Annotated in this window: 19 protein-coding genes and 1 tRNA gene; 10 read left to right on the top strand and 10 right to left on the bottom strand. The window is 67.2% G+C overall.

Translation table 11 applies throughout. The features are described from left to right. Nucleotides 1–823 (bottom strand): DUF4139 domain-containing protein (locus tag FFS23_RS02115; RefSeq protein ID WP_502702108.1); only part of this gene is annotated, 823 nt, incomplete at its 3' end. A 5-nt stretch (nucleotides 824–828) separates the two neighbouring features. Then, complete coding sequence (locus FFS23_RS02120) at nucleotides 829–2301, bottom strand: DUF4139 domain-containing protein (protein WP_137897263.1); 1473 nt, start codon at nucleotides 2299–2301, stop codon at nucleotides 829–831. Nucleotides 2302–2554: 253 nt separating this feature from the next. Between FFS23_RS02120 and FFS23_RS02125 the strand changes: the two genes are divergently transcribed. Beyond that, nucleotides 2555–2875, top strand: a complete 321-nt coding sequence (locus tag FFS23_RS02125; RefSeq protein ID WP_137897264.1) for a hypothetical protein — start codon at nucleotides 2555–2557, stop codon at nucleotides 2873–2875. A 164-nt stretch (nucleotides 2876–3039) separates the two neighbouring features. Beyond that, complete coding sequence (locus FFS23_RS02130) at nucleotides 3040–3870, top strand: 23S rRNA (adenine(2030)-N(6))-methyltransferase RlmJ (RefSeq protein ID WP_137897265.1); 831 nt, start codon at nucleotides 3040–3042, stop codon at nucleotides 3868–3870. 368 nt (nucleotides 3871–4238) lie between these two features. Here the strand turns inward: FFS23_RS02130 and FFS23_RS02135 are convergent. The 3 genes from FFS23_RS02135 to FFS23_RS02145 all read right to left on the bottom strand — a co-directional run bounded on the left by FFS23_RS02135 (nucleotide 4239) and on the right by FFS23_RS02145 (nucleotide 6264). Then, a tRNA-Ile gene (locus FFS23_RS02135) sits at nucleotides 4239–4314 on the bottom strand. Between the two features lie 152 nt (nucleotides 4315–4466). Then, on the bottom strand, nucleotides 4467–4730 hold the full coding sequence (locus tag FFS23_RS02140; RefSeq protein WP_038659191.1) for a hypothetical protein: 264 nt from the start codon (nucleotides 4728–4730) through the stop codon (nucleotides 4467–4469). A 136-nt stretch (nucleotides 4731–4866) separates the two neighbouring features. Further along, nucleotides 4867–6264, bottom strand: a complete 1398-nt coding sequence (locus FFS23_RS02145; RefSeq protein WP_137897266.1) for a M20/M25/M40 family metallo-hydrolase — start codon at nucleotides 6262–6264, stop codon at nucleotides 4867–4869. 160 nt (nucleotides 6265–6424) lie between these two features. On the opposite strand from FFS23_RS02145, the gene ettA reads away from it, so the two are divergent. Both ettA and FFS23_RS02155 read left to right on the top strand, forming a co-directional pair. Continuing rightward, on the top strand, nucleotides 6425–8104 hold the full coding sequence (ettA, locus tag FFS23_RS02150; protein ID WP_137897267.1) for an energy-dependent translational throttle protein EttA: 1680 nt from the start codon (nucleotides 6425–6427) through the stop codon (nucleotides 8102–8104). Continuing rightward, complete coding sequence (locus tag FFS23_RS02155; protein WP_137897362.1) at nucleotides 8104–8541, top strand: ribose-phosphate pyrophosphokinase; 438 nt, start codon at nucleotides 8104–8106, stop codon at nucleotides 8539–8541. The genes ettA and FFS23_RS02155 overlap by 1 nt, the downstream gene beginning before the upstream one ends. On the opposite strand, the gene FFS23_RS02160 is transcribed toward FFS23_RS02155, so the two are convergent. The 5 genes from FFS23_RS02160 to FFS23_RS02180 all read right to left on the bottom strand — a co-directional run bounded on the left by FFS23_RS02160 (nucleotide 8538) and on the right by FFS23_RS02180 (nucleotide 12957). Further along, nucleotides 8538–9110 carry a Uma2 family endonuclease gene (locus FFS23_RS02160; protein WP_137897268.1) on the bottom strand — a complete coding sequence of 191 codons (573 nt, stop codon included), beginning with the start codon at nucleotides 9108–9110 and terminating at the stop codon, nucleotides 8538–8540. The two genes, FFS23_RS02155 and FFS23_RS02160, sit on opposite strands and share 4 nt — an antisense overlap. Nucleotides 9111–9159: 49 nt before the next feature. Continuing rightward, entirely contained in the window at nucleotides 9160–9945 is a 786-nt protein-coding gene (locus tag FFS23_RS02165) for an NYN domain-containing protein (RefSeq protein WP_038659202.1), read from the bottom strand. 23 nt (nucleotides 9946–9968) lie between these two features. Then, a complete protein-coding gene (locus FFS23_RS02170) occupies nucleotides 9969–10349 on the bottom strand; it encodes a DoxX family protein (RefSeq protein WP_137897269.1) in 381 nt (126 codons plus the stop codon). Between the two features lie 85 nt (nucleotides 10350–10434). Beyond that, the gene (locus FFS23_RS02175; RefSeq protein ID WP_137897363.1) at nucleotides 10435–10920 is read right to left on the bottom strand and encodes a GreA/GreB family elongation factor; all 486 of its coding nucleotides are present in this window, start codon (nucleotides 10918–10920) and stop codon (nucleotides 10435–10437) included. Nucleotides 10921–10929: 9 nt separating this feature from the next. Continuing rightward, nucleotides 10930–12957 (bottom strand): lytic transglycosylase domain-containing protein, encoded by a 2028-nt coding sequence (locus tag FFS23_RS02180; RefSeq protein WP_137897270.1) that lies wholly within the window; start codon nucleotides 12955–12957, stop codon nucleotides 10930–10932. Between the two features lie 79 nt (nucleotides 12958–13036). Between FFS23_RS02180 and dapA the strand changes: the two genes are divergently transcribed. The 6 genes from dapA (at nucleotide 13037) to FFS23_RS02210 (ending at nucleotide 21959) form a co-directional block, all read left to right on the top strand. Further along, nucleotides 13037–13921, top strand: coding sequence for a 4-hydroxy-tetrahydrodipicolinate synthase (gene dapA, locus FFS23_RS02185; RefSeq protein ID WP_137897271.1), 885 nt, complete (start codon nucleotides 13037–13039; stop codon nucleotides 13919–13921). 184 nt (nucleotides 13922–14105) lie between these two features. Beyond that, nucleotides 14106–14588, top strand: a complete 483-nt coding sequence (gene smpB, locus FFS23_RS02190) for an SsrA-binding protein SmpB (RefSeq protein ID WP_038659218.1) — start codon at nucleotides 14106–14108, stop codon at nucleotides 14586–14588. 20 nt (nucleotides 14589–14608) lie between these two features. After that, nucleotides 14609–15160 carry a DUF2062 domain-containing protein gene (locus FFS23_RS02195; protein ID WP_038659222.1) on the top strand — a complete coding sequence of 184 codons (552 nt, stop codon included), beginning with the start codon at nucleotides 14609–14611 and terminating at the stop codon, nucleotides 15158–15160. A 59-nt stretch (nucleotides 15161–15219) separates the two neighbouring features. Continuing rightward, nucleotides 15220–17283 carry a M13 family metallopeptidase gene (locus FFS23_RS02200; protein WP_137897272.1) on the top strand — a complete coding sequence of 688 codons (2064 nt, stop codon included), beginning with the start codon at nucleotides 15220–15222 and terminating at the stop codon, nucleotides 17281–17283. Between the two features lie 64 nt (nucleotides 17284–17347). After that, the gene (locus FFS23_RS02205) at nucleotides 17348–19372 is read left to right on the top strand and encodes a M13 family metallopeptidase (RefSeq protein ID WP_137897273.1); all 2025 of its coding nucleotides are present in this window, start codon (nucleotides 17348–17350) and stop codon (nucleotides 19370–19372) included. Between the two features lie 211 nt (nucleotides 19373–19583). Beyond that, nucleotides 19584–21959: a hybrid sensor histidine kinase/response regulator gene (locus FFS23_RS02210; RefSeq protein WP_038659230.1), complete on the top strand. Its 2376-nt coding sequence runs from the start codon at nucleotides 19584–19586 to the stop codon at nucleotides 21957–21959. Nucleotides 21960–22035: the final 76 nt, after the last annotated feature.

A 22035-nucleotide genomic window follows, 5' to 3' on the forward strand; every position in this document is an offset into this window, starting at 1 on the left:
GGAAGCATTGCAGCCTCAATGCGCGATGACGGTCGATGCCGACTATCGGTGGCCGGTCCGACTCCACCCGATTGACCTTGCCGGCCACGGCTGCTGCCCGCGCGTTGGGGAAGCTGGTGACGTCGTTCGACGCGAGCGTCACCCACGCGAACAGATCAGCGGAGCGGCCATCGGGCTGCATCGTCACGACATAGTCCGCTTGCCAGTCGAACCCGGTGGCGAGGTAGGACAGGGTCAGGGTGGCGGTGGACGCGTGCGCGCTGGTGGTTCGGATCGACAGCGTCGGCTTGTCGGACAGACCGGCTGGCACCTCCGGATAGACGATCGCCTCCGCAAGGCCGGTGCATCGCAGCGCTTCGGTGCCGGCAGCCAAAGTGACCAGCGCGGCGCCGCGGGCGGCGGAGCGGATCGTCGCAGGCTGTTCGACCACCTTGCCGGTCGCGCGGTCGGTCCGACGGATGAGGACCCGCCGACCGAGCGCCCGGTCGTAGAGCGAGCGCGGCGAGAGCAGGTCGGCGTCGAGGTTCTTCTCGATGACCCCGCTCGGCAGGTCGGCGACGACGGCGGACTCGGGCAAAATGTTGCCCGCAACGCCCTCGAACCGGATCACCGCCGTGCCCGCCGGCAGGGTGATCGTCCGCCGTTCGGTGATGAGCGCGACACCGGCGGGGTGGTTGCGGTCGATCTCGCGACCCCGGCGATCCGGCGCGCCATAGACGGTGACGCTGACGTCGTCGGGCTTGGTCGAGGTGACCACCACCTGCGCGTCGAGCACCGTCGGCGTGGCCACTGCCAGCAGCAGGGCGAGCCAGGCGAGTCGCACGATCGTCAGTACCGCGTGTCGAAGGTCGCGGTCAGCGTCGCGGTGCCGTTTGCGGGCACCCGCACATGCCATATCCGCTCGTCGAGCGAGCGCTGCTCGCCCGGCTGGCTCTCCGCCGTTACGCGCGTGTCTTCCCACCTGTCGCCAAGGCCCGTCTGGCTGACGTCGACCGTCACCGGCTCGGGCCGGGCGTTGGTCAGGACGTAGCGCATCGCGGTGCGCCAGTAGGTGACGCTGCGCGATTCCTCGACCGTGCGGGTCGGCGCGCCTTGAACCTTGATCCGGTAGCGGGCGGTGCGTTCCCACTCGTCGGCCAGGATCTTCTCGCGCTTGTCGACCGCGGGTTGAACCTTCACGTCGAACGCCTCGCCCGTCTTGATTGCGAGCTGGCTGCCCATCGGCGTGTGGCCGATGCCGTTCTCGCCGACGAACTGCGGCTGCCCCGTGGCGTCGCGCATATAGACGCGCACCGTTCCCGCCGGCAGCGCGTCGCCGAGCCCGCCCTCGCGCGCGGTGGAGAAGCCGATCACCGTGTCGGCCGAGCGCGGCTCCTGATCGCTGCCCATCCAGCCGTTGCGGAACGCGTACAGCTTGCGCGCGGCGACACCGCCGACCGACAGGAAGCTCACCTGCTTCTGCTGGTTGGCGGCGATGGTGGTGCGGTGGCCGAGTGGGTAGAGGTAGAAATCGCCCAGCCGCGCACGGCCGGCGTTCTGCGTCCCCGGCCGGGTGCCCGGCGCCAGCCCCAGGCTGCGGCTGCTGTTGCCACCGGGACCGCCCGCGACCAGCAGCGCGTCGGCATCGACATAGGTGGTGCCGCCGCTATTGCCGAGCGTGATCCAGCCCTGCACGTCGACGGTCGATTTGCCCTCGTCGAACAGCGCCACATAGTCGGCCGACCAGGACAGGCCGCCGGTCAGATAACTGATCGTCACCGGCCGCCGCCCGGCGTTCTTCGCATCCAAAGTGATCGAAAGCGTCGGACGCGCGCGCAGGTTGGGCGGCAACGAATCGAAGACGACCCGCACGGGCAGGCCATCGTCGCGCAGCACCTCGATCCGGCTGCCGATCTGCAGGATGACGCCGTCGTTGGAGGCGAGCACCCGGGCCTGTTCGCGCGTCTCCGCGCCGGTTGCCGGGTTGGTGCGGACGAGGGTGATGGTCTGTCCCACCGCCTTTTCCATCAGCGCGCGCGGCGACAGCAAGTCATAGTCGTAATTCTGTTCGACGATCGTCGTGCCCTCGGCCGACAGGCGGACGGTGGCGGGGCGGATCTCGCTCGATACGTCGGGGAATTCCTGCCGGGAGATGCCGGCAGGCAGGGTCATCTGCCGCGTGTCCTGGATCAGCGCGGTGTCGTTGGCATAGATCGTGACCGCCACGTCGCCCTGCGCGCTGCGGCCGGCAACCGAAGGCGGCACAGCCTGAGCCCATGCCCCGGCAGGCACAACCGCCAGCAAAACCAACGTCGATCGCATAGTCTCTCCCCCTGCGGTGAGCTTACGGGGCGGGGCTGCCCCGCGCAACGTCGGACATGATCGACGCGGGCCACAGGCCTTCCATGCGGAAACTGAACGAATGGTGGAAGTCGGGCGCGCGAAACTTGCCTGCGAGTGACCGGCTTTGGGTCATTGCAGCCGCACTGCGTTTTGCACGTCCGTCTGCCAAGCCATGATCCGATACGCCCCCGGACCCGTGCTTTGGGCGGCATAGCATGTTAGGGCCGCCGCCATGTCGAAATCCCAGAGCAACGGCGGCGCCGTCGAAGTCGATGGCGCCACGTATGATTGGCACCTCCAGCGTGAACCGCATCAGTCGGATGATGAAGGGTGGAAGGGAATGATCATCGCCCTTCTCCAGCGCGATGCAAAACGCGAAGCATGGGTGCAATTCCCGCCGCCGAAGCGGCTATTGAAGGGCTTGCCGCGCGGCCGTCTGCAACTGGACGACGCCACTATTTCGCGATGCGTGCGCGCCGCGATGTCGGCGGGCTGGGAACCGATGTCGCGGGGCAAGCCGGTTGTGTTCGAGGTCGATGCCCAAGGCAATTGAAGCAGCCGCGACCGAAGCCTCGATCATCGGACATTCCCATGCGCCTCCGCGTCGATCGCTGGCGCGGGCTCAAGGTGGATCGGTTGTTCAATTGCTTCGCGCTCATCTGGCGCTCAGCAGCATGCATACACGTATAAGGTAGATCGGCAGGATCCGAGTTCACGATGAATTATCGCCATTCCTTTCACGCAGGCAATAGTGCCGATGTCGTCAAGCACAGCCTGTTGATAGCGCTCGTAAAGGCCTTGCAACAAAAACCGGGCGCGTTGACCTTGATCGACACGCATGCCGGCCGCGGGCTGTACGACCTCGACGGCGCGGAAGCCCAACGCACGGGCGAATCCATCGAAGGCGTTCGTCGAGCTTTTGCCGACCCGAACCCCTTGCTGGACGACTATCGCGCGGCGGTACAGGCGGTGAATGTCGGACCCGAGCCGCATTTCTATCCTGGTTCGCCGCGGGTCCTCGCGCAGCTTCTGCGTTCGCAAGACTTCCTTATTCTGAACGAAAAGCGTCCCGAGGAGGCTCATACCCTGCGCAGGGTGATGCGCGATACTTCCGCTGCCGTGCACGAACGCGACGCCTACGAGCTTTGGCTGGCGATGCTGCCGACTCGAACCGCACGCGGCGTCGTGGTGGTCGACCCGCCGTACGAACAGCTCGATGAACGCGCCCGTATCACCGCGACCCTCGCCGCCGCTTACCGCAAATGGGCGCACGGCGTGACGGTGGTCTGGTATCCGCTCAAGGACCGCGCCGCGCACGGGCGATGGAAAGAGCAGCTGAAGAAGCTCCGCATTCCAAAAATGCTGGAGGTGGAGCATTGGTTGTACGATGGCGATCAGCCCGACATCTACAATGGAGCAGGCCTTTTCATCGTCAATCCGCCCTATGCTTTCATGCAGGCGCTGCCGTCTCTGCTGGAAGCGTTGCGCGCGATGCTTGCCCCGGAGGGGCACCGAGGGGAGATCACGGCCGACTGGTTGAGCGTTTGATGTAGAACCCCGGCGCCCTTGGTGAGGACGTGCCGCGTTGCTGATGCCAAACGAGCATCTCGCGGGGTCGACTTGCTGCCGCACCATTCCCGGAAGTGGCGGTGATCTGATCACGCGGTTCCAATGCGCCTCGCACGGCCTTCGGAAAGCAATCGCTCAGAGCGGTGCGACTCAGGGAAGATCAAGGGTGTCGCCCGCTGGCGCGGTGATTCGGAGGGCACTCTCTGCATCGGAGAAGCAAGGCCACATGGCCAGCGCCGCGATGACCAGCGCTTTCGCCCAGTGTCGGTGATTTGCCTGACCGCCTCAATCCGATCGTGCCCAACCTACCCGAAAGCGTATGATTTCCTCGGGCATTTGGCGAAGGATGGTGGGCCCGGCAGGACTCGAACCCGCAACCTAGCCGTTATGAGCGGCCAGCTCTAACCATTGAGCTACAGGCCCCACCTCGGCGTTCGCTAGCGCAACCGGCGGCAAAGAAAAAGCCGGTGCGTGGGAGCGCGGGCCACGAAAAAGGGCGCCTCCCGCATGGGAAGCGCCCTTCGAGATCGTGCGACAGCCCGATCGGCGCGTCGGGCGAACCCGACGCCGCGCGATTAGAGGTTGTCGGCCTTGGCCTCGGCTGCGTCACGGACGTTGTCCGCTGCGGCGTTCGTGTTGTCGGCAACGTTCTCGAGCGCGGCAGCAGCCGATGCGTTCGAGGTGTTGTCGGCCAGCGCGTCGATGTTGTCGGCCTGCGCTTCCATGTTGTCGGCCAGCATGTCACCGTTGTTCTCAACGGCAGCAGCTTCAGGCGACTTGTGGCAGGCAGCGACGGACATCAGGCCGGCGGCAGCGAGAACGAAAGCGATCTTCTTCATTCGGTTGCTCCCAAGCAAAGCAAAGCAAAATCGCGGCCGGCCCGATCGCCGTCGCGAGACAGCTCAAATACCGCACGACTCCCCCCGGTCAATCACGAAATTCACCGGGGCGAAAGGTTCCGACATTCTTTGGCCGTTATCGCCGCGGCGTGACCGATCCGATCTCCTCCGGCGCATTGGCCACGATCGCGAGCATCGTCGTCCACGCCGCGACGTTCTGGCGCAGCTGTTCGGGGTCGATCCGGTCGAGCGTGTCGTCGGGCGTATGGTGGGTATCGAAATAACGTGTGCCGTCCTGGTTGAGGTCGATCGCGGCGACGCCGAGCGCCAGCGTCGGGCCGACGTCGGTACCATCGCCACCCACGCCCGCGCCGCGCCCGATGCCGAGCGGCGCCAGCGCGGTCTGCAGCCGGTCGGCGATCGGCTTGGCGCTGTCGGGAAGGTTGACCTCGTAGCGCCAGATGCGGTCCGCGCCGAAATCGCTCTCGCCCGCGGTCGCATGCCGCTCGCCGCCATGCACCCGCGCATAGTCCTTGCCGCCATAGCCGCCCGGCTCCTCGGCGCCGAACCAGACGACGCGGATCGTCCGCTTCGGCCGCGGCCCGTCGAGCAGGCGCTTGGCGGCGGCGGTGGTGATCGCGACGCCCGAGGCATCGTCGATCGCGCCGGTGCCGAGATCCCAGCTGTCGAGATGGCCGCCGACCAGCACGATCCCGGCCTTGGGATCGCTGCCCGGCACCTCGGCGATGACGTTGCCGGAGGTGCCGGTGCCGGCGAAGCGCGGGGTGAGCACCAGCTTCAGCGTGATCGGCTTGCCGCGGTCGGCGATCCGTTCGAGCAGTTCGGCGTCGCTGACCGACAAGGCCGCCGACGGGATCGGTGCGACACCGGCGGGAAAGTCGGTGACGCCGGTATGCGGGTTGCGATGATGATCGGTGCCGATCGACTTGATGACGATCGCCGCCGCGCCGAGCCGCGCCGCCAGCGCCGGGCCGACGAAGCGGGCAGGGCCGTAGGCGCCGTAGCTCGATCCGTCCTGCGTCGGCACCATCGCATTGCCGACATAGACGATCTTGCCGCGCACCGCTTCGGCGGGGGCGTTGGCCAGATCGCCATAGGAGCGGAACACCACCACCGGCGCGGTCAGGCCCGCCGCGGGCGTCGCGCCGGAATTGCCGAGCGCGACCAGCTTGAGCGTCTGCGGGAAAGGCGCGAGCACCTCGGCGCGCTCCTCGCCGCGTAGCCAGACCGGCATCTGATAGGTCTCGACATGGACGTTCTTGAAGCCGAGCGCCTTGAGCTTGGCGACGCCCCAGGTACGGGCCCGCGCCTCCGCCTCGGTCGCCGCGAGCCGCTGGCCGACCTCGGTGGTGAGCCCCTCGACGATGTCATAGGCGACGTCGTCTTTCAGCGCCGCGTCGCGCAGCGCCGCGACCTTGGCATCGACCGGGGCGGGCAGCGGCGGCGCGGTGCGCTGCGCCGCCAGCGCGGTGGAAGAAGCGAGGGCCAGCAAGGTCAGTGCGATGCGCGTCATTCGGTCGTTTCCCTGTTCGATCGTATCGCCAGGGTGTGAGCGATGGCCGCGTCGAGCACAAGCCGGGCGGGCCGCGGCGGCGGCATTTGCACGGGGGGCATCGGATCGCTACATGCCGCTCCAAGATTTCCCGTCCTTATCGATCAGGAGCCGTCGGCACATGGCCGTCCAGTATACCTACGTCATGAAGGGTCTGACCAAGACCTTCCCCGGCGCGAACAAGCCCGTCCTCAACAACATCCATCTGCAGTTCATTCCGTCGGCGAAGATCGCGATCATCGGCCCCAACGGCGCCGGCAAGTCGACGCTGATGAAGATCATGGCGGGCATGGACGCCGATTTCACCGGCGAGGCATGGGCCGCCGAAGGCGTGCGCGTCGGCTATCTCGCGCAGGAGCCGCAGCTCGATCCGACCAAGGACGTGATGGGCAACGTCAAGGACGGCGTCCGCCCGGTCGCCGACCTCGTCGATCGCTTCAACGCCATTTCGGCGGAGATGGGCGATCCCAAGGACGACACCGACTTCGACGCGCTGATGGAAGAAATGGGCGAGCTCCAGGCCAAGATCGACGCGGTCGACGGCTGGACGCTCGACAGCCAGCTCGAACAGGCGATGGAGGCCTTGCGCTGTCCGCCGGGCGATGCCGAGGTCACCCGCCTGTCGGGCGGCGAGAAGCGCCGCGTCGCCTTGTGCAAGCTGCTGCTCGAAAAGCCCGACATCCTGCTGCTCGACGAACCGACCAACCACCTCGATGCCGAAAGCGTGTCGTGGCTGGAGAATTATCTCAAGGAATATACCGGCAACGTCATCCTCGTGACGCACGACCGTTACTTCCTCGATAACGTCGTCAACTGGGTGCTCGAGCTCGATCGCGGGCGGTATTACACCTACGAGAGCAACTATTCGGGCTATCTCGAGAAGAAGGCCAAGCGCCTCGAGCAGGAGGAGCGCGAAGAGGCCGGCAAGCAGAAGGCGATCGCCGACGAACTCGCCTGGATGCGCCAGACTCCCAAGGCGCGCCAGACCAAGTCCAAGGCGCGTATCCGCGCGTTCGACGAGCTGATGGCGAAGCAGGAGAATCGCGTCGCCGGCAAGGCGCAGATCCTCATCCAGCTGCCCGAACGGCTCGGCGGCAAGGTGATCGAGGCCAAGGGCCTGACCAAGGCCTATGGCGACAAGTTGCTGTTCGACGGCCTGGATTTCACGCTGCCGCCGGGCGGCATCGTCGGCGTGATCGGGCCGAACGGCGCGGGCAAGTCGACGCTGTTCAAGCTCATCACCGGCCAGGAAAAGCCCGACAGCGGCACGATCGAGGTCGGCTCGACGGTGAAGCTCGGCTATGTCGACCAAAGCCGCGACGATCTCGATCCCAACAAGAACGTCTGGCAGGAGATTTCCGACGAGCTCGAGGTCTTCCGCTTCGGCAAGCAGGAACTCGGCACGCGCGCCTATGTCGGCGCGTTCAACTTCCGCGGCCCCGACCAGCAGAAGAAGGTCGGCCAGCTCTCGGGCGGCGAGCGCAACCGCGTCCATATGGCCAAGATGCTCAAGGAGGGCGGCAACGTCCTGCTCCTCGACGAACCGACCAACGACCTCGACGTCGAGACGCTGCGCGCGCTCGAAGAGGCGCTGGAGACGTTCGCAGGCTGCGCGGTGGTCATCAGCCATGATCGCTTCTTCCTCGATCGCCTCTGCACGCACATCCTCGCCTTCGAGGGCGACAGCCACGTCGAATGGTTCGAGGGCAATTACGAAAGCTACGAGGAAGACAAGCGCCGTCGCCTCGGCGACGCGGCCGATCGGCCGACGCGGCTGGCGTACAAGAAGCTCACGCGGTGATGATGGCGAGCCGGCCGCACGAGGACGATCTCGGCGGCTGGCTCGCGGTGAACGGGTTCACGCTTGCCGAGGGGCCCGGTGCGATCGCCGACGTATCGCGGGTGCGGTCACTACTTGTAGCCGCCGCGCGCGACGGGCGGGCACTGACCTACGGCGAATGTCTGGCGGCTCTGGGTCATCGCTTCACCCGACCCAAGATGCGCGCCTTGTGCTGTACGCTCGATACGATCGACAAAACCGGCGCACGGGTGGGAGAACCCGATCTCGCCGTGCTGGTGGTCCGCCAGTCGGATCGTCTGCCGGGGCAGGGTTGGTGGATCGGTAATGCGGCAAAGGCGGGCTACACCGGCCCGTGGACCGGGCCCGACGCCATGACGTTCGTGCGGCACCGGCAGGCGGCGGCCTATCGCTACCGATGGGAGGATGCGGAACGCTAAAGCGCCGTGGTTTGCACGACTAGGCCCGATATCGTCGCAGAGTCCAAGCCATCCCCGAACGATATTGTCCGTCGGTCGGCATAGGCTCCGGCATGCGGATGCCACATCTGATGGATAACCCGCCCGTTGACGTCGGCAACCCAATATTCCGGAATGCCCGCGCGGGCATAGATTGCCGCTTTGCGGGTCATGTCCGACCGCAAGGTCGCATCCGCGATCTCGACGATCAGCCCGACCGAACGGGCCGGAATGAAGCCATCGCCGTCGGGCTCGCTCGTCAGCGTCAGATCGGGTTCCGGCGCATCGTGTTCGCTGAGTGCTACGCTCACCTCGACGGCGACCGAATAGGCAGACCCGATCGCACGCAGCCCCTCGGACAGCGCACGATACAGCGCCATCTTGACGCGCCCGTGCGGCCGATGCTGCGCATTCATGTAGACGATTTCCCCGTCAAGCAGCTCGGTCTTGCGGTAGGGCTGAAACGCTCCGGTTTCGTCGAGCAGCATGTAATCGGCAGCGCGGAGCCTGACGGGCAGCGGGACGACGTTGAGCGGAAGCACCTCGGTCATGACCGTAATCTATCATGCCGTCGGCGATGAGCCAACGTCGCCGCAGCCATCACCGCACCCGCTTGACGAACACCCGCCCGTCCTCGCGCCGCTCGCTCTGGAAGTTCGGCACCGCCTGGATGAGGTCGGACAGGCGCTGATAGCCGTAGTTGCGCGCGTCGAAGCTCGAACGGTTGCCGGCGAGCTGGCCCATCGCCGACAGGCTGACATAGCCCTTTTCGTCGCGCTTCACCGACTGATAGGCGTCGATCAGCAGCGCGATCAGTTCGGGATCGATCGGCTTCTTCGCCTTGGGTGCGGCGATCGAGGGGGGCAGCGCATCGCCGATCGGGACGTCGACGTTCGCCGGTTTCGCCGCCGCAGCCGCCGGGGCGGTCGCCTCCGCCTTCGCCTCGCTGACCAGCGCGCCGACGTCGATGAAGCGCGTGCACGCCTGTTTGAACGCCTCGGGCGTCTTGAGATTGCCGAAACCGTAGACGGGGATGCCGTCCTGGCGGATGCGCATCGCCAGCGGCATGAAGTCGCTGTCCGACGACATGATGCCGAAGCCGCCGATCCGCCCGCGGAACAGCAGGTCCATTGCGTCGATCGTCATCTTCATGTCGGTGGCGTTCTTGCCCTTGGTCAGGTCGAACTGCTGCTGTGGCTCGATGCCGTGCTTGAGCGTCATGTCGCGCCAGCCCTTGAGCGCGGGCTTCGACCAATTGCCGTAGACGCGGCGGATGTTGACCGTACCCAGTTCGGCGAGCACGGTCAGCACGGGGTCGATCGCATGCCAGGAGGCATTGTCGGCGTCGATCAGCAGGGCGATGTTGCGATTGTTGTCGTCGGGCATCCGCCCGGCCTATCAGAGCCGGCTCAGCCCCGCCAGCGCAGCGCGTCGACGCTCCACCGCCCGCCCCCGGCGGCGGCAAGGTACAGAAAGCCGAAGCAATAGAGGATCGCCGCCTCGCCGCCATTGGCGAGCGGCAGCCAGCCTTGCGGCGCATGCGCGAGGAAATAGGCCACCGCCATCTGTCCCGACAGGAGGAAGGCGACCGGCCGGGTCAGCAGCCCGGCCGCGATCAGCGCGCCGCCGACCAGTTCGAGCACCCCGGCGACGGTGAGCAGCGGATTTAGCGGCATCGGAAAAGGTGGGAGGCCGAAGAACTTCGATACGCCATGGCCGAGGAACAGCAGGCCGAAGACGAAGCGGAAGACGCTGAGGAGATAGGGGGACCAGCGGTCGGGGATCGGCATGACGGGGACCTTTCGTTGTCATCCCGAAACATCGCGCCGGCCGGCAAACGGCGCAATACGAAGGGCCGAAACGGTCCGTTGCCGCTTACGCCGCGGGATAGGCGATCGCGATCACCTCATATTCCTTTTCGCCCGCGGGCAGCAGCACGCGGCGCAGATCGCCCACCGTCGCCCCCCGCAGCGCGCGCGCGATCGGCGCGTTCCAGCCGATGCGGCCGGCACCCGCCTCTGCCTCGTCGTCGCCGACCAACGTCAGTATCCGTTCGTTGTCGTCCTCGTCGGCGATCGTCACCTTCGCGCCGAACCAGACGCGCGTCCGGTCCTCGGCACGGGCCGGATCGACGACCTTGGCCGCCTTCATCCGCTTCGACAGCCAGCCGAGCCGGCGGTCGATCTCACGCAGCCGCTTGCGGCCGTAGATATAGTCGCCGTTCTCCGACCGGTCGCCGTTGCCCGCCGCCCAGGCGATCGTCTCGACCAGCGCCGGCCGCTCGGTGCCGAACAATCGGTCATATTCCGCGCGCAGCACCGCATAGCCCGCGGGCGTGATGTAATTCGGCCGTTGCTCCATCGCCATGGCTCAGCCCGGACGGCCCTTGCCGAGATACCAGCTCGTATTCGCCGGTCCACGGCTCTTCGCACGCGCCGGATTGATGAGGTCGTAGACGACCGCATTCTCGATCACGCGCTGCACGTAGTTGCGCGTTTCCTGATAGGGGATCGCCTCGATCCAGTCGACCATGTCGACCGCGCCGGTGCGCGGATCGCCATTGGCGCGCAGCCATTTGTTCACGTTGCCGCCGCCGGCGTTATAGGCGGCGATGGCGAGCGGATAGCTGCCGTAGATAGTGAAGATGCGCTGGAAATAGCTCGATCCCAGCATGATCGACATTTTCGGATCGGTGGTCAGCGCGCCGGGGTCGTAGGCGATGCCGATTTTGCCCGATTGCTCGCGCGCGGTGGCGGGCATCAGCTGCATCAGCCCGCGCGCGCCGGCATGGCTGACCGCGGTCTTGTCGAACTGGCTCTCCTGCCGTGCGATCGCGTGGATCAGCGTCCAATTGTCCTCGTAACCGACCGGCACCGCCACCGTCGGGAAGCCGGTTGCGGAATAGTCGCTGAGCCCGTTCTGCATCGCGCTGCGCCCGACCAGCACGCCGAGGTCGGGCCGGCCGATCTGCGACGAGAGCTCGGCGGCGAGCAGATGATCGTTCGGCGTCGTCGCGTCCGCCGCGATCTGGCGGATGAAGGCGGTCTGGTCCTGCCACTGGCCGATCTGGCCGAGGAAGCGCGCCGCGCGCACGGTCTCGCGGCTGGCGAAGGCCTGCCGCACCTCGGGCGCGATCGCCGGCGTGCCGATCGCGGGCGGCGCCACCAGCGGCCGCCCGGTCCGCTCGAGCGCGAGCTGGCCGTAGAATTGATCGCGATAGCCCGCCGCCTGCGCGTAATAACCGGCGGCTTCCGCCGCTTTGCCCGCCGCCTCGGCGGCGCGGCCGGCCCAGTAGAAGCCCTTCGCGCGCGTCTGTGGCGCCTGGCTGCCGCGGCCGTAGCGGTCGAACATCACCATCGCGTCGGCGGGCCGGCCGAGCTGCTTCATCGCGGTCTGCCCGGCGAGCCAGACGAGGCTCGTATAATCGTCGCGCTCGCCATAGGGCTTGGTTGAGACGTCGGTGCCGGCGGGATAGGCGTCGTCGACCTGCCGCGCGATGTCATAGGCGAGCTGATATTGCCCGTCCGCCGCGGCACCGCGCGCGTTGGTCAGCAGCACCTCATACCATGCCTCGACCGCGCCCGGCCGCGAGGCGAGGCTGCGCGGTCGCGCCAGCCAGCTCCGCGCGGTCGGCGACGCGCCCGAATTGCGCAGCCACACCGCGCGATCCGCGACATAGCCGGGGTCGCTGGCGAACTGGTCCTGCGTGCGCATCGCGAGATCGGCGGCGGTGGCGGCATTGGTGCGGAACGCGAGCCGCGCCTCGAACACCGGGCGACGCGCCGGGCTGGTATAGGCGATCTGCCGGCCCGCGACCCCGGTCGCATTCTGCCACAGCAGCGCGTCCATCCGCGCGTCGTGATCGTCGGGCGTCAGCGCGCTGGCGAAACTTGTCAGGATCGTCGCCTCGTCGTTCGCCGACAGCCCGCCCTTGCGCCACGCCGCGCGCGCGGCGGCGTGCGCCTCGGCGCTGCGCCCGACCGCCTGATAGGCGCGCGCCTGCGCGACGAGACCCGCGGTCGACTGCGGCGGGAAGCGGGTGAAGAAGGCGAGCACGTTGCTCGGCGAGGCATTGACCGCCTGCCGCTCGGCAGCGCGGCGGTTGGCGGTCTGGCTCGGCCAGCCGGGATGCGCCATCAGGAAGCCGGCATAGCTGTCGAAGGGCAGCGCGTCGGTCTGCTGGATCGTCTTCCACTGCGCGATCGCGGCCGCGATCGCGCCGTCGGCGGGCGATTGCGGCGCCTGCGGCGACATGTTCGCCATCTGGGTGCGGTAGCGCTCCAGCGCGTCGGGGCTGCTCGCCTGATTGCCGGGCGGGATCTGCTGCTGTACGGGCGCCGCGGTGACTCCGGCGAAGGCGGCGATGAGGATCGAGATCGGCAGGCTGGTCGGGTGCATGTGGACATCATACGGTCTCGACCCGTATCTGTCCTGAACGAAAATCCCGACCCGGCGCAGCAGGAGCCCGAAAAGTCCCATGTTCTCTGGTTCCATCCCCGCTCTGGTCACGCCCTTCGCCGCCGACGGGGCCTTCGACGAAGCCGTCTATCGTGATCTTATAGACTGGCAGATCGCCGAAGGATCGTCGGCGCTGGTCCCCTGCGGCACGACCGGCGAGGCGGCGACGCTGACCGCCGACGAGCATTTCGGCATCGTTCGCATCTGCGTCGATCAGGCGGCGGGCCGCGTGCCGGTGATCGCCGGCGCCGGCTCGAACGACACGCAGGTCGCCGCCGCCAATATCCGCCGCGCCAAGGAGGCGGGGGCCGACGCGGCGCTGATGGTCCCGCCTTATTACAACCGGCCGAGCCAGGAGGGCATCTACCAGCATTTCGCCCGGCTCGCCGAACAGGCGGACCTGCCGATCGTGCTCTACAACGTACCCGGCCGCACGGTGACCGACATCCAGCCGGCGACGCTGGTGCGGATCGTCACCGCCTTCCCCGACATATTCGTCGCGGTGAAGGATGCGAGCGGCGCGATCGCGCGCGTCTCGGCGCATCGGGCCGGCTGCGGGCCGGATTTCGTCCAGCTTTCCGGCAACGACGATATGGCGCTGGCGTTCAACGCGATGGGGGGCAGGGGGTGTATCTCGGTCTCCGCCAACGTCGCGCCGCGACTGTGCGCCGAATTCCAGGCGGCGTGTCTGGCGGGCGATTATGCCGCCGCGCTGGCGTTGCAGGACCGGCTGTATCCGCTCCACGACGCTTTGTTCACCGATGCGTCGCCGGGGCCGGTGAAATATGCGATGACCCGCGTCCGGCCGGGCTTCCCGCAGGAGCTTCGCCTGCCGATGACCTGGCCGTCGGAGGCGTCGCGCAACGCGGTCGATGCGGCGCTGGCGCACGCGGGACTCGTTTAAGCCGCTTCGTCACGCACCCATCCGTCACCCCGGCCTTGCGCCGGGGTCCCGCTTCTTGCGGTCCGCCGTACGGATGAACAGCGGGACCCCGGCGCAAGGCCGGGGTGATGATAAGGGAAAGCCAGAATGTTATAACTGTGACCCGCTTCCCCTTGCCCGCAACACCGCCTACATCGCCGGTCACATGTCGCGTCCCAAACCCGCCACCTTCGACAAGAAGAAGATCGTCGCCGAGAACCGCAAGGCCCGGTTCGAATATACCATCGATACCGTCTACGAGGCGGGGATCGCGCTGACCGGCACCGAGGTGAAGTCGCTGCGCTTCGGCGAGGGCAGTATCGCGGAAAGCTATGCCGAGGTACGCGACGGCTCGGTCTGGCTGGTCAACGCCAACGTCCCCGAATTCAGCCACGGCAACCGCTTCAACCACGAGGCCAAGCGGCCGCGCAAATTGCTGCTCCACGAACGTGAGATCAACAAGCTGCACGGCGCCGTCGCGCGCGAGGGGATGACGCTCGTCCCGCTCAGCGTCTATTTCAACGGCCGCGGCCGGGCGAAGGTGGAACTCGCGCTCGCCAAGGGCCGCAAGGACCACGACAAGCGCGCCGCGATCAAGGAGCGCGAATGGAAGCGCGAAGCCGGTCGCATCATGCGCGACCGCGGCTGACCGGAGCGAACGCGCACCGCATGTTCCAGAAAAGCGTCGCCTGGTGTCGCCGCAACATGCCGACCCGCGAATCGATGGAATCGAACCGGCTGCTGCGGCCGGTCGCGCATCGGGTGATGGAACCGGGCCTGTGGCGGTTCAACCGCCGCTCGGTGCCGCGCGGCGTCGCGCTCGGCATGGTCGCCGGCTTCCTCTTCCCGGTCGCGCAGATCGCGATCGCCGCGCTGTTCGCGCTGCCGTTCCGCGCCAACGTGCCGGTCGCGGCGCTCACCACCTTCATCACCAATCCGCTCACCACCCCCTTCCTGTGGTTCGTCGCCTATCGCATCGGCGCGTGGATCCTGCACAGCGACGCGCCGGCGATCGTCCAGCCGGTGGCGGAGGCGACCGACTGGCTCCACCGCGTCACCGGCGCGCTCGGCTGGCTGTGGGACAAGGGGCCGGCGTTCGCGCTCGGCCTCGTCATCCTGACCAGCGTCTGCGCGGGCCTCGGCTATGCGCTCAGCGCGTTCGGCTGGCGATTGTGGATCGCCCGCAAATGGCGTCATCGACATGCGGCAAACCGGGTTTGACGGACGGCGGCAAGCCGGTACAACAGACATGATAACATTCGATACTATGGGGGATTTTGATGCGTAAACAGGTACTTGGCGCTATTCTGCTCGCTTCGGCCGCATCCGGCGCGGTTTATGCGCAGACCGCCGCCCGCTCCGCCACGGCACCCGTCGCCACCAACGGCAAGCCGCAGCTCGGCGACTTCGGCGTCGACCTGACCGCGATGGACCGCAAGATCGCGCCCGGCGACGATTTCTACAATTACGTCAACGGCGCGTGGATGGCGCGGACCGAGATCCCCGCCGACAAGGCGAGCTGGGGTGGCTTCGGCATCCTGCGCGATCTGTCCGATACCCGCACCCGTGCGGTGATCGAGGGGGCGGCGGCCAATCCGGGCAGCGATCCCGTCGCCGCCAAGATCGGCGATACCTATGCGACCTTCATGGACGCCGCGGCGATCGAGGCGGCGGGCGCCACCCCGCTCAAGCCCTATCTCGCCAAGATCGCGGCGATCCGCTCGCAAAGCGATCTCGCCAAGGCGTTCGGCGAGGCGACGATGCACGGCATCGACGTGCCGGTCGGCGCCGGCATCGAACAGGACCTCAAGGACAATACTGTCTACGCCGTCTATCTCGGCCAGGGCGGCCTCGGCCTGCCCGACCGCGATTACTATCTGAAGGACGACGCCAAGTTCGCCGAGGCACGGACCAAATACGTCGCCTATATCGCCGACATGCTGCGCATGGCCGGCCAGCCCGATCCGCAGGGCTCGGCGCAGCGCATCTACGATCTCGAGAAGCAGATCGCGCAGGTCCATTGGGCGCGTGCCGAGCTGCGCGAGGTCGAGAAGGGCTATAACCCCGCGCCGGTCGCCGATCTCGCCACCAGCATGCCCGGCTTCGACTGGAAGGCGATGCTCGCCGCCCAGGGGCTTGGCGCGCAGTCCCGCGTGATCGTCGGCCAGCCCTCGGCGCTGACCGGCATCGCCAAGATCGTCGCGGCGACGCCGCTGCCGGTGTGGCGCGAATATCTGGCGTTCCATACCATCTCGAACGCCGCGCCGCTGCTGTCGTCGAACTTCGTCAACGCGCAATTCGCCCTGTTCGGCACGACGATCAACGGCACGCCGGAGCTCAAGCAGCGCTGGAAGCGCGGCGTCGATCTGGTCAACGGCAGCCTCGGCGAGGCGGTCGGCCAGATCTACGTGCAGAAATACTTCCCGCCCGCGGCGAAGGCCAAGGCCGACGAGCTGGTCCGCAACCTGATCGCGGCGATGGACGCGCGCCTCGCCAAGCTCGAATGGATGGCGCCCGAGACCAAGGTGAAGGCGCGCGCCAAGCTCGCCGCCTTCACGCCCAAGATCGGCTATCCCGACAAGTTCCGCGACTATACCGCGCTGCGTGTCGTCAAGGGGGACGTGTTGGGCAATGCCGACCGCGTCGCCGAGTTCGAATACAACCGCCAGCTCAACAAGATCGGCAAGCCGGTCGACCGCAGCGAATGGTTCATGACGCCGCAGACGGTCAACGCCTACGCCAACCCGCTGATGAACGAGGTCGTCTTCCCGGCCGCGATTCTCCAGCCGCCGTTCTTCGATCCCAATGCCGATCCGGCGGTGAACTATGGCGCGATCGGTGCGGTGATCGGCCACGAGCTGAGCCATCACTTCGACGATCAGGGTCGCAAGTTCGACCCCAAGGGCAATTTCGCCGATTGGTGGACGCCCGCCGACGTCCAGCGTTTCACCGCGCTGACCGACAAGGTCGTCGCGCAATATGGCGCCTACGAGCCGATCCCGGGCAGCCACGTCAACGGCAAGCTGACGCTGGGCGAGAACATGGCCGATCTCGCCGGCATCAACGTCGCCTATGACGCCTACAAGCTGTCGCTCAAGGGCAAGAAGCCGGCGGTGCTCGACGGGTTCACGGGCGACCAGCGCTTCTTCATGGGCTTCGGGCAGGTCTGGCAGACCAAGGCGCGCGAGGCGTCGATCAAGAACCAGCTCACTACCGATCCGCATACGCCGGGCCAGTGGCGCGCCTATGTGGTCCGCAACCTCGACGCCTGGTATCCGGCGTTCGACGTGAAGCCGGGGCAGAAATACTATCTCGCCCCCGCCGACCGCATCAAGATCTGGTAATCAAGTGTCTATCCGCCGCCCGCTCCCAGTCGAGCGGGCGGCGGCTTCGTTTTCGGGAGCTTGCATGAAGTCCTTCCTCCTCGCCGGTCTGCTCGGCGCCTCGGCGCTCGCCGGCATCGTCCACGCGCAGAACGCGCCCGCACCCGCCGCACCATCGGGCAAGCCCGAACTCGGCAGCTACGGCTTCGACACCGCCGGCATGAACACCGCGGTCGCGCCGGGCGACGATTTCTACGATTATGCCAACGGCACCTGGGCGAAGACCACGGCGATCCCCGCCGACAAGTCGAGCTTCGGCGCGTTCGATGTGCTCGCCGACCGCTCGCGCGACCGTACCCGCGGCATCCTCGAAGCCGCCGCCAAGACCAGCGGGTCGAAAATCGGCACCGCTTATGCGACCTATCTCGACACCGCGGGAATCGAGAAGAAGGGCCTTGCCCCGATCAAGCCGTGGCTCGCCGAGATCAAGGCGGTGACCAAGGCGAACTATCCGACGCTGATCGCCAAGGCGGCGAGGCAGGGCGTCGGCACGCCCTTCGGCACCGGCGTCGGTCAGGACGCCAAGAACCCCGAAGTCTATATCGTCGGGGTTCGTCAGGCCGGGCTCGGCCTGCCCGACCGCGATTATTACCTCGACGCCAAGAACGCCAAGGAGAAGGCGGGCTATGAGGCACATATCGCGAAGATGTTCACCCTCGCCGGCGAGCGCGATGCGGCGGCGCGCGCGAAGGCGCTGGTCGATTTCGAGACGCAGATCGCGCAGGTCAGCTGGACGCGGATCGACAGCCGCGACGCCAACAAGACCTATAACAAGACCAATGTCGCCGATCTGGCGCGCAGCGCGCCGGGCTTCGACTTCGTCACTTACCTCAAAGCGCTCGGCACGCCGGTCGACAGCCTCAACGTCAGCCAGCCGTCGGCGATCGCCGGGATCGCCAGACTGATCGCCGATGCTCCGGTCGCGGTGCTGCAGGATCAACTGCTGATCCGCAGCCTCGACAATTATGCCGACGTGCTGCCTGCCGCCTTCGATCAAGAGCAATTCGCCTTCTACGGCACATTGCTCTCGGGCACGCCGCAGCAGGAGGAGCGCTGGAAGCGCGCGGTCGGCTTCACCAGCGGCGCGCTGTCCGACGAGGTCAGCAAGGTCTATGTCGCGCAATATTTCCCGCCCGAGACCAAGGCGGCGGCGGACAGCCTCGTCAAGAACGTGCTGGCGGCGATGGGCACGCGCATCGACAAGCTCGACTGGATGGCGCCCGAAACCAAGGTCAAGGCGCATGCCAAGCTCGCCGCCTTCACCCCCAAGATCGGCTATCCCGACCGCTGGCGCGATTATTCGGCGCTGAAGATCGTCCCCGGCGACGCCTTCGGCAACGAGCGTCGCAGCGCGGAATGGCGCTACGCCTATAACATTGGCCATCTCGGCAAGCCGCTACAGCGCTGGGAATGGGGCATGACGCCGATGACGGTCAACGCCTATGCCAATTTCGGCATGGTCGAGATCGTCTTCCCCGCCGCGATCCTGCAACCGCCGTTCTTCGACCCCAACGCCGATCCGGCGGTCAATTACGGCGGCATCGGCGCGGTGATCGGCCACGAGCTCAGCCACCATTTCGACGATCAGGGCTCGAAATACGACGCCAAGGGCCAGCTCACCGACTGGTGGACGCCGCAGGACGTGGCGCGGTTCAAGGCGCTCACCGGCAAGCTCGTCGCGCAATATGACGCCTATGAGCCGCTGCCCGGCATGCACGTGAAGGGCGCGCTGACGCTCGGCGAGAACACCGCCGATCTCGCCGGCCTGTCGGTCGCCTATGACGCGTACAAGACGTCGCTGGGCGGCCGCGCGGCGCCGGTGATCGACGGCATGACCGGCGACCAGCGTTTCTATCTCGGCTGGGCGCAGGTCTGGCGCCGCAACTATCGCGAGGCCAATCTCAAGCAGCGGCTGATGACCGATCCGCACAGCCCGTCGCAGCAGCGCACCTGGGTCGTCCGCAACCTCGACCCCTGGTATGCCGCCTACAAGCCGGCGCCGACCGGCAAGATCGTCCTGCCGCCCGAACAGCGCGTGCGCATCTGGTAGCTGCGTCCTGTCCCGCCATGCCGCAACGACGGCATGGCGGGGGTGTCGTAAGGCCAAGGGTCCGGCAGGCCGCCATGGGCGGTCAATCCGCCGGCAGGGACATTTGGCCAATGCCAAACAGGAACCAATACGCCGCAACGGCTTACTCCTGCGCCGGACTGCTACCAATCGCTTGACCTGACCGGCCCGATCCCGCGATGACGGCGCGGAGATGGCCTCGTCCCCGATCCTCGATAACCCCACCCGCACCGCCGCGTTGATCGCCGGCGTGATCACGCTTGCCGCGGCGGCACTGATCCTCGCCGTCGTCGGCAGCCTCGTCGCCGCGGCGGGGTTCTTCGCGGTCGGGATCATCGCCGCCGGCATGGTCTTCGCCTGGCGCCTGCTGACCCCACAACACGCCGGCGAGGCGCGCGCGGTCGACTGGGAGTTCACCCGTGCCGTCGCGCAGGCGAGCAGCGACGCCGTGGCGATCACGGACCGCGCCGGTCGACTGGTCTGCGCCAACGACGCCTATGAGGCGCTGTTCGCCGGCTTCCCGACCCCGCCCGGCCTGCCGCTCGACAATGACGGCGTCGCCCTGCTCGGCAATGCCGGCCGCATCGCCTGGCGCGAGGGCAATGGCGTCGTCCGCAATCTGCAGGTCGGCGTCCACCGCGTCTGCGCGCGCATCACCCGCGCCGGCGACGAAGGCGACATGCTCGTCTGGCGCTTCAGCGTGACCGAAGAGCAGGACGTCGCCGCCTCGACGGAGGCGCTGATCGAGGGGGCGACCGGTGACCGCCTCGGCGGTGCCGGCGTGATGGCGGCGCTGATCTGCCCCGATGGCCGCGTCCGCGCCGCCAACCGGGTGCTGGCCCAGCGCGCCCTCGGCGGCGGAGAGCGGCTGGAGGGGCGCGACTTCGCGCGATTGCTGATTACCGACAGCCGCGGCCTCGTCCGCTTCGAACGCGAGGGGCTCGACGGCACGCCGCTGCGCGTCGTCCAGATCCCCTTCATGGATTCGGAGGACGCCCCGGTGCTCGTCGCGCTGCTCGACGACGAGGACAGCGCGCCGGCGATCGGCGCCTCGGCCTCGGCGCACGTGCGCAGCCTCGTCAGCCTGATGCCGTTCGGCATGGCGCTCGTCGACCGCGAGGGCAAGTTCCTGCAGATGAACGACGCCTTCATCCGCGCTGCGGGTGTCGAGCCGAAGGCGCCGCCGCTCTACCCGGGTGATCTCGTCGTGCGCGAGGACAAGGCCGCGGTCGCCGATGCGATCCGCCGCTTCGCCGGCGGCGCGACGCATTCCTCCGACATGGCGGTCCGGCTCAAGAGCCATCCCGACGAGCCGGTCGCGCTCACCATCGCCGGCGCGCGCGGCCTCGGCGATGCCGCGGTGCTGCTCAGCCTCAAGGACAATAGCGAGGAAAGCCGCCTCAAGCGCGAGGTGGCGCAGGCGACGAAGATGCAGGCGGTCGGCCAGCTCGCCGGCGGCGTCGCCCACGATTTCAACAACATCCTGACCGCGATCATCGGCCATTGCGACCTGATGATGATGCGCCATTCGCCCGGCGACAGCGATTACGACGATATCCAGCAGATCCGCACCAATTCGAACCGCGCCGCCAGCCTGACCCGCCAGTTGCTCGCGTTCAGCCGCCAGCAGACGCTGCGGCCGCAGACGCTGCAATTGCCCGACGTCGTCGCCGAGGTTTCCAACCTGCTCAAGCGGCTGATGGGCGAACAGATCCGCCTCGACGTCACGCACGGGCGCAATCTCGGGGCGGTGCGCGCTGATCCGGGCCAGCTCGAACAGGTCGTCGTCAATCTCGCCGTCAACGCCCGCGATGCGATGCTCGCGCACAATCCGGGCGGCGGCGGCACGCTGACCATCCAGACCAAGTCCGTTACCGCCACCGAGGTGCGCGCGATGGCGTCCGACATCCTGCCCGTCGCCGACTACACCGCTTTGGTGGTGAGCGACGAGGGCGGCGGCATTCCCCCGGAGATCCTGCCCAAGATCTTCGAACCCTTCTTCACCACCAAGGAGGTCGGCAAGGGCACCGGCCTCGGCCTGTCGACCGTCTACGGCATCGTCAAGCAATCGGGCGGCTGGATCTTCGCCGAATCGAAGCCGGGGCAGGGCGCGACCTTCACCATGTACCTGCCGGTCCATGCCGCCGGCACTGTCAGCCGCGTCCCCGCCTCGCGGCCGAGCCCCAAGCCGGTCGAGATGTGGGGCACCGGCACGATCCTGCTCGTCGAGGACGAAGGCATGGTCCGCGCCGTCGCCGAACGCGCGCTGACCCGCCAGGGCTATACCGTGATGACCGCGGAGAATGGCGAGGCGGCGCTCGAACTGCTCGACCGCAACGGTCGCCCCGACCTGCTGATCAGCGACGTGGTGATGCCGACGATGGACGGCCCGACAATGGTCCGCCACGCCCGCGACCGCTATCCCGATCTGCCGATCATCTTCATGTCGGGCTATGCCGAGGAGCAATTGCGCCGCTCGATCGACCTCGACAACGTCGCCTTCCTGCCCAAACCGTTCAGCGTGCAGCAGCTCGCCGAGGCGGCGAGGGACGTGCTGGTCGGGCGCTGATCGCGGCTCCGCCGCCGGAACGGGACACCGCGCGCGAAATCATATGTTGGCATTGCACAATGACCGCGGGTAAGGG

Origin of the sequence: Sphingomonas sp. 2SG (genome assembly GCF_005503285.1) — a bacterium.
GTDB classification, from domain to species: Bacteria; Pseudomonadota; Alphaproteobacteria; order Sphingomonadales; family Sphingomonadaceae; genus Sphingomonas; species Sphingomonas taxi.

Excerpts from the sequence above, each read along its gene's own strand:
- FFS23_RS02120 (WP_137897263.1), bottom strand. The coding sequence starts at position 2,301 with ATGCGATCGACGTTGGTTTTGCTGGCGGTTGTGCCTGCCGGGGCATGG.
- FFS23_RS02125 (WP_137897264.1), top strand. The coding sequence starts at position 2,555 with ATGTCGAAATCCCAGAGCAACGGCGGCGCCGTCGAAGTCGATGGCGCC.
- FFS23_RS02130 (WP_137897265.1), top strand. The coding sequence starts at position 3,040 with ATGAATTATCGCCATTCCTTTCACGCAGGCAATAGTGCCGATGTCGTC.
- FFS23_RS02140 (WP_038659191.1), bottom strand. The coding sequence starts at position 4,730 with ATGAAGAAGATCGCTTTCGTTCTCGCTGCCGCCGGCCTGATGTCCGTC.
- FFS23_RS02145 (WP_137897266.1), bottom strand. The coding sequence starts at position 6,264 with ATGACGCGCATCGCACTGACCTTGCTGGCCCTCGCTTCTTCCACCGCG.
- ettA (WP_137897267.1), top strand. The coding sequence starts at position 6,425 with ATGGCCGTCCAGTATACCTACGTCATGAAGGGTCTGACCAAGACCTTC.
- FFS23_RS02155 (WP_137897362.1), top strand. The coding sequence starts at position 8,104 with ATGATGGCGAGCCGGCCGCACGAGGACGATCTCGGCGGCTGGCTCGCG.
- FFS23_RS02160 (WP_137897268.1), bottom strand. The coding sequence starts at position 9,110 with ATGACCGAGGTGCTTCCGCTCAACGTCGTCCCGCTGCCCGTCAGGCTC.
- FFS23_RS02165 (WP_038659202.1), bottom strand. The coding sequence starts at position 9,945 with ATGCCCGACGACAACAATCGCAACATCGCCCTGCTGATCGACGCCGAC.
- FFS23_RS02170 (WP_137897269.1), bottom strand. The coding sequence starts at position 10,349 with ATGCCGATCCCCGACCGCTGGTCCCCCTATCTCCTCAGCGTCTTCCGC.
- FFS23_RS02175 (WP_137897363.1), bottom strand. The coding sequence starts at position 10,920 with ATGGAGCAACGGCCGAATTACATCACGCCCGCGGGCTATGCGGTGCTG.
- FFS23_RS02180 (WP_137897270.1), bottom strand. The coding sequence starts at position 12,957 with ATGCACCCGACCAGCCTGCCGATCTCGATCCTCATCGCCGCCTTCGCC.
- dapA (WP_137897271.1), top strand. The coding sequence starts at position 13,037 with ATGTTCTCTGGTTCCATCCCCGCTCTGGTCACGCCCTTCGCCGCCGAC.
- smpB (WP_038659218.1), top strand. The coding sequence starts at position 14,106 with ATGTCGCGTCCCAAACCCGCCACCTTCGACAAGAAGAAGATCGTCGCC.
- FFS23_RS02195 (WP_038659222.1), top strand. The coding sequence starts at position 14,609 with ATGTTCCAGAAAAGCGTCGCCTGGTGTCGCCGCAACATGCCGACCCGC.
- FFS23_RS02200 (WP_137897272.1), top strand. The coding sequence starts at position 15,220 with ATGCGTAAACAGGTACTTGGCGCTATTCTGCTCGCTTCGGCCGCATCC.
- FFS23_RS02205 (WP_137897273.1), top strand. The coding sequence starts at position 17,348 with ATGAAGTCCTTCCTCCTCGCCGGTCTGCTCGGCGCCTCGGCGCTCGCC.
- FFS23_RS02210 (WP_038659230.1), top strand. The coding sequence starts at position 19,584 with ATGGCCTCGTCCCCGATCCTCGATAACCCCACCCGCACCGCCGCGTTG.